A 13,157-nucleotide genomic window follows, 5' to 3' on the forward strand; every position below is an offset into this window, starting at 1 on the left:
TTATTAAATCTCTAGTAAATAATTCTTAAAAAAGCGGCGAAAAATTTGGAGTTTGAAGAGGCAGCTAAATTGCGGGATAGAATTAAATATTTGCGGGATAAATTAGTAGGTAATTAGGTTAAATAGATTTCTGTACTAGAAAAATTCTCAATTAAGAAGAGAAGATTAGTAATATGGTAGTTATCAGGTTAGTCAGATATTTAAGTCTTTTATGAAAAGCAAATTCTTGTCTTAGTTATTGTCTAGTGTTCAGCTTTTAATGGAGAACTTTCATGTTAAAACTTTTGAGTGATATTTTAACTGATTATAAATTTTTCCTGGGATTATTTCTTTCTGTTCCATTTGCTGTATTTGCCAATTTGTTAACTCCCAAAATTGATAAAATTCTCTCATCTCGCAGTTACAAATCAAAACAAAAGAGAATTAGAAAAATCAAGGAAGAATATCAACAAATTAAACAATATTATGAAAATAGAATGATGCTGGTTGAGTATCTTTTAATTAATATTTTAAAGACTATAACTTTAAGTTTTTTAATTATTTTCTCTGCTACTTGGTTTGATTCTCTTTTTTCCTCTAGGATGTTAGCAAATTCTCTATCAAAAATATTAGTAATGTTGGGTTCACTCGTTATTGTAAATTGGACGACAAATGCACTTAATATTTATACAAAAGTGAAACACTATAACGATTATCAAAAAGAAGTATCAGATATTATTCAGGAATAAAATACTTTGATTATTGTTTTAGGAATATTTGAATAAATAATGCTATTTTGTAAGCATTCAGCTATTAGCAATAATATCCAGTCTTTAAAGCTATCCATTATTATAGAAAATAAAGTTTTATGTGGGGATGGTTTAAATCTAAAACCAAAAACAATAGCTGATAGCTGATGGCTGACAGCTGAATACTTACCCTATTTTTATACTAAAATTTAAGCATTTGTAATCTTGAAAATAATAATCATGCTATCTATTGATGAACTAATGAAAGAAGCTTTATATCTATCAAATACACAGAGAGCTTTTTTAGCAGAAAAGTTGGTAGAAAGTTTAGAGTTTGATATAGATGAAAAGACTCAAAAAGCTTGGATAAGTGAAGCTAAAAAACGTCGATATGAAATCTATAATGGTAATGTGTCACCTATACCAGGAGAAGAAACTTTAGCTGAAGTGAGGAAAATTTTAGAGCAATGAAATATATTTTTCATTGATAACCTAAAGTAAATAATACAATACTTTCTAATTCATTTATGATGGTTGGACTTAGTTTTCCTAACTGGCGACCTAAACGAGTTTTATCTAATACTCTTAATTGATGACATAAAGCAACTGAATCTTGATTTCATCCACCTTCATATTTAGGAATAAGTAAACAACTAGGCAAAGAACTTCGTCTTAAATTAGTAGTTAAAGGGATGGCAATAATAGTTGTAGTAAATTGATAAATTGTGTTTTCTTGAAAGATAATGACTGGACGAATTCCGGCTTGTTCATAACCTTGTGTGGGGTTAAGACTGGCAATCCAAATTTATCCTCGTTCAGTTTTCATAGTCGTTCTTCTTGAGTTAATAAATCAGCAGATTCATTGATTCCTTCTTCGGCAAGTTGACGATCTTCTTCTGCAAATTCTTGATAAAGTTGGGCTAATTTTTCTGTATTTAGGTTAGGTTTAATTAACTTTTCTCTGAATTTTAGAAAGGTGATAAAGTCAGCAACTTGGTTAAGTTGTTCTTCATTTAATTGGTTCAATTGTTGATTTATTTGTTCTTTTGCGTTCATAGTATTAGTTGAGATGTATAAAAAAATAAATACTAAATGGGTTCTATACTCATAGCTAGCAAATTCCTGTTTCAACTAGACCCTACAATTTTGAATATTTTTATTGTAGCAAAAGTTTTGATAATATCAAAAGAGTAGAGGAAAAAAATCCCAGGATAAAGGCAGATAAATTTATGCTAAAAAAACTACGACTAGAAAACTTTAAAAACTTCAAAAATGCCGAACTATATCTAGACTCATTTACTATTTTAATCGGCACTAACGCTTCTGGAAAAAGTAACATTCGAGATGCCCTACGATTTTTACATGGTATTTCTCGTGGCTATAACCTTGCTGAAATTATGGGGGAAAAATATGTAGAAGGTGGTGTTTTGCAATGGCGTGGTATTAGGGGAGGTACAAAAGAAGCTAGTTTTCAGGGTAATAATTTTGGTTTGGAAGTGACATTTTCTATCCCCGACTATTCTCAAGAAAAGGAAACTGAACAAGAAGCAATTTATGAGATTGAGGTTAATTTAGGAAGCGATAATCAACCACCGAATATTATGACAGAAAGATTGACATTTACTGGAGAATCAGAAAGTTTAATTGAAGCTAAATTACAGGTTGAAAAAGAAACAAAAAATTTAATTGTTAAAGTATATAATCAACCCTACCAAAATCCGCTAATTCCTTTAAGTTTTCACCAACCTATTCTTTCACAAATGGCACAAATAACTAATGTTCCTATAGTAGAAGGATATATACGACCAAGTTTGTCAAGAGAGAAGTTAAAAGCTGCCCTACAAGAATTAGATCTTCCTGTAGGAGAAGAATATATACTAACAACTTCTTTAAGAGACAAGTTAAAATTTACCCTACAAGCATTTAGTAATATGAGATTTCTGGATATCAACCCAGAAGTGATACGTTTACCATCCTTTCCCGGACAGAATGTTTTGGGCGATCGCGGTGAAAATCTTTCATCTGTACTGTTAGATATTTGTCAAAATACCCAAAAAAAAGAAACACTGCTGGAATGGATACGGGAACTTACTCCAATGGATGCTAAAGATTTTGAGTTTCCGACTGATTTTACAGGCAAAACTTTACTAACCTTAGTAGAAGAAAACGGACAAAAAATATCAGCTTATAGTGCATCAGATGGCACTCTACGTTTTCTAGCAATAATTGCAGCTTTGCTTGGTTCAGAGTCAGCTCAATTTTACTTTTTTGAAGAACTAGATAATGGCATTCACCCCACCCGTTTGCATTTCCTACTTCAACTTATTGAAAGTCAAGCTTCTCAAGGAAAAATCCAAATTATTGCAACTACTCATTCTTCCCAGTTGCTTAGATTGGTGAGCGATCGTACCTTAGAAGCAGTATCATTAATCTATCGTTTAGAAAACCGATCCGATGCCAAAATTATCCGTGTTTTAGATATTCCAGATGCACCGCGTATTCTCAATGAACAAAGTTTGGCTCACCTTCACGAGTCAGCATGGTTAGAAAATGTGATGGAGTTTATCAGTGATGATGAGGTAGATGAATGAACGTTTTAGTCATACCGGAGGATTTTCGCAAAGACCAATATATGCTCAAACCTATTATTACTGCTATGATCAAAGCTGTGAAAAAAAGGAGTGGCAGCATTAAAGTCAGGATTTGTCAAAACCCTCTACTTGGAGGAATAAGTGAAGCTTTAAAATGGGAAAATATTGAAACCATTATCAATCAATATCCAATGGTTGACCTGTTTCTACTCTGCGTAGACCGAGACGGTAAGGAAGGTCACAAAGTAGCTTTAGATAAAATTGAAAAACAAGCTACCGAGATTTTAGGCGATCGGCAGTTATTTTTGGCAGAAAATGCTTGGCAGGAAATCGAAGTTTGGGTTTTAGCTGGTTTAAAAGACTTACCAAGAGAGTATAATTGGCAAGAAATTCGTCAAGAAATTAATCCTAAAGAAATTTATTTTTTACCTTTACTTCAACAGAAAAAACTATTAGATTCTGTTGGAGAAGGTCGTAAAGAGTTAGCTAAAGAAGCGGCGCAACAGTATGACCGCATTCGTCAATTATGTTCTGAAGATATTGGCAACTTAGAAAGTCGAATTAAGGGGTTGCTTATTGGTAATGATTTTTAGATTAGGAAAACTTCAGAATTATGATGACTTCCTTTAATTCTAGCAACACTAAAACCTGTTTTTTTTAAAGCTGAAATCATTTCCTTTCCGGTAACTTCTGGAATATTAGTCATTGCTGAATTTCTACTCGTTATACACCCACAAAATCTAAGGGTTCAAATTATTCGTTCTCCATTTCTAAACAAAGTTCAATAGCTTCTTGAATGCGTTCCATTAATTCATCATAACTTTTTGCTTGTATATGACATCCTTTTAATGCGGGAACAGATGCAAGTAAATAGTCATCTGCATCTTTAAAAGTGGCTCAAATTGACAAAATATTCAGCCAAGCTGCACAAGAATGGGACTTAGAAAGTCTTTATGCCGATTTAGCTTCTGCAAAAGGAAAACATCTTACTCCTATTGAAAAGGCTCATTTAAGAGGATTATTATGTGGCTTTAGTCCTTCGGAAATTGCCGAACATTTAGGTAAAATTCCTAGAGGTGTAGAGTCAGATTTATGTGCAACGATTTATAGATATGTCAAATCTCTTTTAGAGAAGGTTGAAAAAGTAGAAAACTGGCGGAAAATTTATGAATTGCTGGATGATTATGGTTATAAATCTAAGTTAGAACAAGTGCCAGTTAAAAGTTTATTACCGGAACAAAGCATTGTAAATATCACGAATATTAATCTGGAACAAGATAAAATAGTCTTTCAATTTAATCTCACAATTCCCACATCAGAAGTTCCTGAATTATCGCTACAAGATTTGCAGGTTGACGAGCATCTGGATGAAAATAAAAATAATCATAATAATTAAATTGTTTTTTGATGCTAAACAGGAGGTTATTTGTCAATAAGTATCATATTGTTGTATACCCATAAACTCTAAGGATTCAAATTCTTATTTCATGTTTTTGGTATTTTGTTTCAAGATAAACTATTTAAAAATTGACTTGGTGTAACAATCAAAATATCTCGAAAAGGATGCAATTCTAATAAGTCTTTGTCTCCTGTGATAATATGAGTAGCATTTCCAGAAACAGCTAATTCTAAAAATTTATTATCTTTAGGGTCTCGACAAATATCAATTGTTTCGGTAATAGCTATTAATTCTGTTTCTTTGGTTAAATTAGCTAAAAAATATTCACGAATTTCTCTTGATAGATAGCGGTCAAATTTTTGACGACTGAGTACATCAATTAATTCCGCTCAAATTTTAGCAGAAATTAAGATTAATCCGTTTTATTTCGCTTCTCTAAAGGCTTGCATTGTGGTCGATTTAGAGAATATTAATGCACTTACAATTATGTTTGTATCAATTACGATACGCTTAGTTTTCATCATTAAGAATTGATTCTAAAATCTCTGGTGTCATTCCATTAGCAATTGCTTGTTGACTCGCTTCTTCCATGATATCTAAGAGTGGTTTTTGGCTAATCGCTTTTTTCAGCATTAGGTTAAGAAAAATTTGGATTTTTTGCTGTTTTTCTGCTTCTGCTTCTCGGTAAGCTTTGGCAATTTCAGGGTCAACTTGAATGGTAATATTTTCCATGATAAATTAAAGTTAGTTAATCTATTTGAGGAGTTGATGAAGATAACAAAAGTCAACTGATTCAGATATTAGTATCTAAAATAATTCGTAACCTACTCATCTTGTAATAATTCTTCTAAGATTTCAGGTGTTAAACCATTTTCGTCCGCTTCTTGACGAATTTGCTGGACAATTTCTTCAAAACTTGCATCTTTGAAAAGTTCTTTAAGAATAAGGTTAAAAACAAGAAGCACATTTTGCTGTTTTTCCGGTTCTGCTTCTCGGTACGCTTTGGCTATTTCAGAGTCAACTTGAATGGTAATATTTTCCATAATAAATTAAAGTTAGTTAGTCTATTTGAGAAGTTGATAGAAGATAACAAAAGTCAACTGATTAAGATATTAGTACAGGACTTACGCTAAGAAACTATATATAGTTTTTGGTGCGTTACGCTAGCGCTAACACACCCTACTGGACTGTTTCACCTAAAATAGTGCATTAGATTAAATTCAAAAGTCATGCATTCAAAAGTCAAAAGTAAGAATTTTTAAGTTAAAAGCTAATGCACATTTTTAGATGAAACGATACACTACCATTAGCTATTTCATAAGGAATTATTTTCTCAAAATTTATCAAAACAACATGGGTCTAAAACCCCGCCTTTTAAGGCGCAATATTTTTGGAGAGTTGCTCAAAATCCCTACTTCCCCTCCTGGGAGGGGTTAGGGGTGGGTTGACTTCTGACTCTCTTGGTGCGCGTTCCCTTGCGACTGGCGTCGTCGCGGGGTCGCACCGCTTCTGACTTCTGACTTCTGACTTCGTTAACTCTCCCTATATCTACTAGCTAAAACTTAAACTGAATAATTTTCACTTTACTCTTTACTCTTTTATTCTAAGGTGTAGGATTAGGATATTTAGCATGAACAGCATCAATTTCAGCAATAATTTCCTCAGTCAAATTTATCTCCACACTACTAATATTTTCCTTCAATTGTTCCATAGTTGTTGCCCCAATAATTGTACTAGCTACAAACCATTGGGAACGGACATAAGCTAATGCTAATTGTGCCGGAGTCATATTATTTTTATGAGCAATTTCTACATAATTTTTTATTGCTTCAGTTAAATTTGTTTTACGATAACGTTGGTCAAATCCAGGAAATAAAGATAGACGAGAATTTTCTGGAATTCCATCTAAATATTTACCAGTTAAAATACCAAAAGCTAGAGGACTATAAGCCATTAATCCCACATTATTAAATCGACAAGCTTCGGCTAAGTTTATATGAAAAACACGGTTAACTAAACTAAAAGCATTTTGAATCGAAACTATTTTTGGGAAACCTAATTTTTCTGCTAAATGACAAAATTCACAAACTCCCCAACTTGTCTCATTACTTATTCCTAAATAACGAATTTTTCCAGCCTTAATTAACTCGCCAAATACTTCTAATTGTTCGGCAATAGGTGTAGTATCTCGTTCGTTTTTTGGGTCATAATCTGGTGCCCCAAATAGAGGTACATAACGGTCAGGCCAATGAATTTGATAGAGGTCAATATAGTCAGTTTGAAGACGACGCAAACTGTCTTCTATTGCTTGCTGAATATTGGGGCGGTTAACTTGATTATTTCCCCCACGAATCCAAGTCATTTTAGGATTTGGTCCAGCAACTTTTGTCGCAATAATTAATTTATCCCGCTGTTGTTTAGCCAACCATTCGCCAATATATTCTTCAGTTTTTCCTTGAGTTTCAGCCTTAGTTGGCACTGGATACATTTCTGCTGCATCAATAAAATTAATACCTTCAGCAACAGCATAATTAAGTTGTTGATGAGCTTCTTCAATGGTATTTTGTTGCCCATAAGTCATAGTCCCTAAACAAATTTCTGATACATTTAGGTTACTATCACCAAGTTTGTTATATTTCATCGGTTTGTCTTTTAGAGGTTTTGTCTTTTAGAGGTTGTCTGAGAAGTCCCATTTGCTAAATCCAAGCCCCCGCGCATCCCCCAATTTTGGGGGACTTTTAGAAGCAAATTGACTCTTGTTCTCCCCCAAAGTTGGGGGGCTAGAGGGGCAAAATTCAGTATCAAAAAACTTTTCAGATATCTTCTTAGTAAATTCTCTAATTTCATCCTAGCATTAACAGGAACAGAACTTACCGAAATATTATGGTTTAAAGCCTCCCCTTTTAAGGGGATAATAAATAAAAATTTTCATCTCTTTGTCAATCCTCTTCTTTTCAAGGAGAGGTAATTCTAAATTCGCGCATTCGCGCATTCTAAATTCTTGAAGCATAACCACCATATCTTGGGGCGAATGGCATTCACCCTCTACAATTGGTGTATAGTTTCACATCTTGCGTAAGTCCTGTTAATAACTAAACACAACCACAAATTGCATCTAATAAAGCTTGAGTTTTTTCACTCACTTGACAATAATTTGTTGTAGAATTAGTAACACCATTGAACACCACATCAGCAAAATTTTCAACCATTTTCACCTGAGAACTTTGCTCACTTTTTACCTCAATAAATTTGACATCCCCACGGGTATCCATACCATTTTTGAGATAAAAACCCGCCTTGAGATGAGGATTTTTAAAGGCAAAACTATTCACCCAATCTAACACAAAATCATCTAGGGTAATAATGCCTTTTGTACCAATTAAAGCCAAATCCATCGTTATCGCACCTGAAGTATATCCTGCATCCCAAGTCGAGGTACTCTCATCATCAAAAGCGAGCATACCAGAACAACGAACAATCCCCCCAGTTTCGGTGTCTCGTTTAACTTTGACTGAAATTTGGCTTAAATTAATGTTAGGAGCTAAAAATTCAACTGTTGCCCGCATATTATACCAACCTAAGTCCCCTAAAGCTCCTTTTGGTTCCAATTCGGGATTGAAACGAATATTACTGCGATCGCTAAGGGGAAAATAGAAGGCACTTCGTATCGCTTGAACCTTACCAATGCTTTCCTCCATAGTTTGCTTAATGGTTGCAATTCTGGGATGATGGACAAAATGGGTTGCATCCATAAACAAGACTTGATTTTCCCTACAGGCTATGGTAATCTTTTGCAAAGACTCTAACGTCACAAAGGGTTTATCCACTAAAACGTGCTTTTTCTGTTGCGCAGCTACCACAGCAATTTCTTCTTTTAAGGCAGTAGGAGTTGCAATATAAATTGCATCCACCCCAGACCAAGCGATTAAATCTTGCCAACTGTCAAACCCTTTAACATCTCCGAATTGCTGGCCAAACTCCTGTGCTCGAGAGATGGAACGACTAGCTACTCCCACTAAAGCACAATTTTTGGCATCGACTAATCCTTGGGCAATCACCCTGGCAATAAATCCCGTTCCCACAATACCAAATCGTAATGTATCTGTCATGCAACAGTCTCCTTAGTTAGATGCTGAATTCAGCCACATTTAATGTAACTTGGGCAATATTGATAAAGTTATACCAATCTGATAAATTTTTACTACAAATAGTTAGCGGGACTTACACAAAACAGCAGCCTAAAATAGGCTATAAGATAGACATAAAGAGGCTTTTACGTCAAAAAGTATAATTCCTTTATTACCGAATAATTAAGGTTTAGCGAAATCTTCTCTAAAACCTTTAAAGATGACAACGTAATTTGTGATATGCTTTCAGGGGGATGCGACTTCAGTAATTTTATCGATCAATGTGTAAAGTTCATTTCAATAGAAACTTCAGAACAATTTATTGAATGTTCTTACAAGAAAGAACGCAACATTAGATATCTCCAAAATAGAAAATAAGGTAAAATTATCAAAATCATTTATGTATGCGATCGCCAAAATGAATCCAACTTGAGAATAGAGTTGTCGCTAAATAAAGGGAAAAAATAACTCTAACCTAGACAGAGCAATAATTCCAAGCATTTTTGCTATCCAATAGCTACAATCCTTACAGAACAAGGTTTTTGGGATTTTTGTAAGTTATAAAGCGACAAGTCTAATAGACTTATAATCATCCACTCATAAACAACAAGAATTATTGGTATTACTACAGCCTTTTTTGTTCCTAAATTCTGATATCCCCTAGCAAAACTTCTCTGCTCCATCTATTTTAGATTTATAAATGCGATATTCGCCTTTTCCTAAAAATTAAAATGTTTGTTTGATGAGTTATTTTAAATTCAGAGAACAAATTACTGTGATGTGCTTGAATAGAGTAGCAGTTAAATTCAGGAATCAACATACATGGCCACCAAACTAATTAAACTGGAAGATGGGATTTTGGTTGAAGCTGAAGTTCCAGATAATGAAGCAAAGCCGATTTCTACTAATGTTGTTAAAGATGTTAAATCTAGTTTTGCACAAGTTAAACCTATATTAGTTAGTATTAGTCGTCCTATTGCTGAAGCTTGGCAAGAAATTAATAAAGAGATGGAAATTGAACAAGCTGAAGTGGAAGTAGGTTTTAATTTCGAGGGGGAAGGTAATCTTTATATTACTAAAGGAAAACCAGATGCAAATTTAAAGGTGAAGTTAGTGTTGAAACCAATTGCACCAAAACCATTTGATGTAATAATGGTAAATAGCAAAGGTGAAGAAATTAATCGTAGTTCCCATGAAGCAGTATTTTTTACTGAAGATTTGGGTAAAGGTGTAATGTTGGAAATGGTTTCTATTCCTGGGGGTAGTTTTGTTATGGGTTCCCCAGAAAATGAAGTAGAAACAGATAATTGTGAAACTCCCCAACATGAAGTTACTCTGCAACCTTTTTATATAAGTAAATACCCTATTACTCAAGACCAATATCAAGCTATTATGGGTGAAAATCCCTCTCACTTTAAAGGAGGAAAGCGCCCTGTAGAAAATGTAACATGGCATAACGCTACAAAATTTTGTCAAAAGTTATCCCAAAAAATTGGGAAAACCTACAAGCTACCCAGTGAGAGTCAGTGGGAATATGCTTGTCGCGCTGGTACAACCACACCCTTTTATTTTGGGGAAACTATAACGACCGATTTAGTTAACTATAATGGTAACTATACTTATGGCGATGCCCCTAAAGGTGAATATCGAGGGGAGACAACCGATGTGGGAATTTTTCCTCCTAATGCTTTTGGTTTATATGATATGCACGGGAATGTGTGGGAGTGGTGTCAGGATATTAGACACGATAACTATGAAGGTGCACCTAATGATGGTAGTGCTTGGGAAACTGGAGAAGATAGTAAGATACGAGTGCTTCGTGGTGGGTATTGGGAGGATGAACCTTGGAATTGTCGGAGTGCTTTCCGTCTCTGGGGAGATGCCGACTTCTGCAACAATAACAGAGGTTTCCGTGTGGTTTATTTGCCTGGTGTATAGTTTCTTAGTTTCGGAGTCTAAGATTTTTTCCCTCTGTTGTGCTGGTCTTTTTTTCCTATTTTTTTCTTTTCCCGCGTTAGGGTGTCGCGATTTCTTTAAGATTTAGGGAACAGTTTGATATAGTATGCGGATAATTAGTTATCGTATAATTCAGGAGGACCGAAGACCTAGTCAGGAGAGTGGGAATTATCTGGGGATATTCCGGCATTTTATGTCTGCATGGAATGGAAGTAGAGAGTGCGTTAAAGAAGTCAGAAGTCAGAAGTTATTTTTGTAACGGGTATTTGCCCCGCTCCAAAAAGATTTCGCCTTGGCGGGGTTTTAGACCCATATTATTTTGATAACTGTATAACCGGATTTTATCTGAATTGCCAGAAATAGCATTGGCGAACCATTCTGAATGCTCACAAAAATGCACATAAAGGCTAATCTTTATCAATTGCAAGATAAATTAGAAAAATTAGCACCAAAAAAGTCTTTAACAGAAAATACCAATGAATCTTCAACAGATTTTTTTCCCTATCAGTCAGCAAAAGTTGAATCCTATATATTGTTGGCTAAACTTTCTCCTGCTGACGAATATTTTGAATTAAATGCTTGGTTAAAAAATATTGATGATCATAATTCAGTACCAAATAAAAAGTCTTCAAAATTTATATCTCTCATTGACTCTAATGAAACACGAATGGTAAGCATTCAGCCGTCAGTTATCAGCTATCAGCTATCAGCTATTGCTGTTAGTTTACGCTCAAAGCTTTATTAATTGTCTTACTACAAAAGTTGGCTCCCTGATCCTTAAAGTCAGTTGTTAATTTAAACACTTTCCTATATGAGAGAGTCTTGCTGAATTTAGACAAAATAGCGATCGCCTTATCCCACAAATACTAAAAAACTCCAACGTTATAGTTTTTAGATTTTAGATAAATTCTGAGAAAGTAGCGATCGCTAGATTGATGTTTTATTCATCTATTGTACAAGAGTTTTGAGATGGAGTGAAAATAGCGCTCACCTCCTTCCAGAAATAGACATATCAAAGAAACTCCAACGTTATAGTTATTGAATTGATGTTTTATTCAAATAAATGCTTACCTTCTTTCTCCTCTGTTTCCTTTCCTTATTTTCTCTAAGAAATAATTTGATTTTTCAACCACTCATACCACTCATTTAAACCTTCCTCACTTGTGGCAGAAACCTGGAAAATCTTAATATTAGGATTTACCTGTTTTGCATATTCAATACAACGATTAACGTCAAATTGTACATAAGGTAATAAATCAATTTTCGTCAGAATCATTACCTGACTTTCTCGAAACATATAGGGATATTTAATCGGTTTATCTTCTCCTTCGGTAACTGATAGAATTGCTACCTTACAATTTTCTCCTAAATCAAATAAAGCCGGACAAACTAAATTCCCCACATTTTCAATCATCAAAATTGAATCTAAAGGAGGGTTTAATTCTGTATAACCTTTTTCTACCATTGCAGCTTCCAAGTGACAGCCTTTACCAGTATTAATTTGCACTACTTTACAACCAGTTTGGCGAATTTTTTCAGCGTCATTAATAGTTTCTTGGTCGCCTTCTATGACGCTAAATGTTAACTCAGATTTTAAATCGTTAATAGTCCGAGCTAACAAAGTTGTTTTGCCAGAACCAGGAGAACTAACTAAATTTAATGCCAGAATATTTCGACCTTTAAACCAACCACGATTTTGGGCAGCTATCAGGTCATTTTTCTGTAAAATTTTCTGTTCTAAACTAATAATAGTTCCGTGCATTTTGGCATGAACTTCTGCCGTTTCCTGATGATTATGTTCAGGAGTATGATTATCAGAATGAGTATGAGTAATAATAGTGCCATCTGGGAGAGTATGAGTATGGGAATGATGCTTATCTACTGTCATTTTTTCTCCTGTTTGAGAATTAGTAATAGTAATTTGATTATTACCGGAACAACCGCAAGTTACACACATAATTTTTCTTTCTCCATTTCTTTGATTTTTTGTTTTTGAGATTTGATTATAAGTAGGTCATTTCAGTTATCAGTTATCAGTTATCAGTTATCAGTGAACCTCCGACTAAAATCAAAGACTTGAAATACTGAGTTATACCAAATCCGGGTTAAAAAAAAGGTGTATATATATAGTTAACACCTTTTATTCTATGCGGATTTGATATTAAACATTTTTTTCATCCTCTTAAAAGGTGGAGGCTTTGGACTTGGTTTTTTGGTAAGTGGGAAAATTTACCGAAAAATTAAGGTATAAAGCCTCTCCATTCATGGATAAAAAAGCGGTTGAGGGATGGCGTTAGCGGAGCGGGTCTGCAAGAACGGGTCTCCTCGCCATATCCAATCAACCAAGAGAAGAAAA

General features: G+C 34.2%; 15 protein-coding genes and 2 pseudogenes. 8 read left to right on the forward strand and 9 right to left on the reverse strand.

All coding sequences use genetic code 11. The annotated features are described in order from the left end of the window. Nucleotides 1-24: 24 nt before the first annotated feature. The 3 genes and pseudogenes from F6K23_RS41700 to F6K23_RS10450 form a co-directional block, all read left to right on the forward strand. Nucleotides 25-117 (forward strand): annotated as a pseudogene (locus tag F6K23_RS41700) (UvrB/UvrC motif-containing protein); the annotation flags it as partial. Between the two features lie 155 nt (nt 118-272). Continuing rightward, on the forward strand, nt 273-728 hold the full coding sequence (locus F6K23_RS10445) for a hypothetical protein (protein ID WP_293154397.1): 456 nt from the start codon (nt 273-275) through the stop codon (nt 726-728). Nucleotides 729-968: 240 nt separating this feature from the next. Further along, nucleotides 969-1,199 carry an addiction module protein gene (locus F6K23_RS10450; protein WP_293154399.1) on the forward strand — a complete coding sequence of 77 codons (231 nt, stop codon included), beginning with the start codon at nt 969-971 and terminating at the stop codon, nt 1,197-1,199. A 10-nt stretch (nt 1,200-1,209) separates the two neighbouring features. Here F6K23_RS10450 and F6K23_RS10455 read toward each other — a convergent pair. Together F6K23_RS10455 and F6K23_RS10460 are read right to left on the reverse strand one after the other, a co-directional pair. Then, nucleotides 1,210-1,533, reverse strand: a pseudogene (locus F6K23_RS10455) (type II toxin-antitoxin system PemK/MazF family toxin). A gap of 17 nt (nt 1,534-1,550) precedes the next feature. Then, complete coding sequence (locus tag F6K23_RS10460) at nt 1,551-1,784, reverse strand: hypothetical protein (protein ID WP_293154402.1); 234 nt, start codon at nt 1,782-1,784, stop codon at nt 1,551-1,553. Between the two features lie 173 nt (nt 1,785-1,957). On the opposite strand from F6K23_RS10460, the gene F6K23_RS10465 reads away from it, so the two are divergent. Further along, nucleotides 1,958-3,319: an AAA family ATPase gene (locus F6K23_RS10465; RefSeq protein WP_293154405.1), complete on the forward strand. Its 1,362-nt coding sequence runs from the start codon at nt 1,958-1,960 to the stop codon at nt 3,317-3,319. Next, nucleotides 3,316-3,912 (forward strand): hypothetical protein, encoded by a 597-nt coding sequence (locus F6K23_RS10470; RefSeq protein WP_293154408.1) that lies wholly within the window; start codon nt 3,316-3,318, stop codon nt 3,910-3,912. Before F6K23_RS10465 ends, F6K23_RS10470 begins: the two co-directional genes overlap by 4 nt. Here F6K23_RS10470 and F6K23_RS41705 read toward each other — a convergent pair. After that, on the reverse strand, nt 3,909-4,025 hold the full coding sequence (locus F6K23_RS41705) for a type II toxin-antitoxin system HicA family toxin (protein WP_367267676.1): 117 nt from the start codon (nt 4,023-4,025) through the stop codon (nt 3,909-3,911). The genes F6K23_RS10470 and F6K23_RS41705 overlap by 4 nt on opposite strands. A 186-nt stretch (nt 4,026-4,211) precedes the next feature. On the opposite strand from F6K23_RS41705, the gene F6K23_RS10475 reads away from it, so the two are divergent. Then, complete coding sequence (locus F6K23_RS10475; RefSeq protein ID WP_293154412.1) at nt 4,212-4,715, forward strand: helix-turn-helix domain-containing protein; 504 nt, start codon at nt 4,212-4,214, stop codon at nt 4,713-4,715. Between the two features lie 110 nt (nt 4,716-4,825). On the opposite strand, the gene F6K23_RS41710 is transcribed toward F6K23_RS10475, so the two are convergent. The 5 genes from F6K23_RS41710 to F6K23_RS10495 form a co-directional block, all read right to left on the reverse strand. Then, nucleotides 4,826-5,098, reverse strand: coding sequence for a putative toxin-antitoxin system toxin component, PIN family (locus tag F6K23_RS41710; protein WP_367267682.1), 273 nt, complete (start codon nt 5,096-5,098; stop codon nt 4,826-4,828). A 130-nt stretch (nt 5,099-5,228) separates the two neighbouring features. Then, a complete protein-coding gene (locus F6K23_RS10480) occupies nt 5,229-5,450 on the reverse strand; it encodes a hypothetical protein (RefSeq protein ID WP_293154415.1) in 222 nt (73 codons plus the stop codon). A 92-nt stretch (nt 5,451-5,542) separates the two neighbouring features. Further along, nucleotides 5,543-5,761 (reverse strand): hypothetical protein, encoded by a 219-nt coding sequence (locus tag F6K23_RS10485; protein WP_293154418.1) that lies wholly within the window; start codon nt 5,759-5,761, stop codon nt 5,543-5,545. A gap of 560 nt (nt 5,762-6,321) precedes the next feature. Beyond that, entirely contained in the window at nt 6,322-7,359 is a 1,038-nt protein-coding gene (locus tag F6K23_RS10490) for an NADP(H)-dependent aldo-keto reductase (protein WP_293154421.1), read from the reverse strand. Between the two features lie 451 nt (nt 7,360-7,810). Next, nucleotides 7,811-8,827 carry a Gfo/Idh/MocA family protein gene (locus F6K23_RS10495; RefSeq protein WP_293154424.1) on the reverse strand — a complete coding sequence of 339 codons (1,017 nt, stop codon included), beginning with the start codon at nt 8,825-8,827 and terminating at the stop codon, nt 7,811-7,813. An 840-nt stretch (nt 8,828-9,667) separates the two neighbouring features. Here F6K23_RS10495 and F6K23_RS10505 point away from each other — a divergent pair. Both F6K23_RS10505 and F6K23_RS10510 read left to right on the forward strand, forming a co-directional pair. After that, nucleotides 9,668-10,783: a CU044_2847 family protein gene (locus F6K23_RS10505; RefSeq protein ID WP_375340752.1), complete on the forward strand. Its 1,116-nt coding sequence runs from the start codon at nt 9,668-9,670 to the stop codon at nt 10,781-10,783. Nucleotides 10,784-11,183: 400 nt separating this feature from the next. Further along, complete coding sequence (locus tag F6K23_RS10510) at nt 11,184-11,546, forward strand: hypothetical protein (protein ID WP_293154427.1); 363 nt, start codon at nt 11,184-11,186, stop codon at nt 11,544-11,546. 360 nt (nt 11,547-11,906) lie between these two features. Here the strand turns inward: F6K23_RS10510 and hypB are convergent, their stop codons facing one another. Then, entirely contained in the window at nt 11,907-12,758 is an 852-nt protein-coding gene (hypB, locus tag F6K23_RS10515) for a hydrogenase nickel incorporation protein HypB (protein ID WP_293154430.1), read from the reverse strand. Between the last annotated feature and the right edge of the window lie 399 nt (nt 12,759-13,157).

The organism is Okeania sp. SIO2C9, assembly GCF_010672455.1.
Classification (GTDB): domain Bacteria; phylum Cyanobacteriota; class Cyanobacteriia; order Cyanobacteriales; family Microcoleaceae; genus Okeania.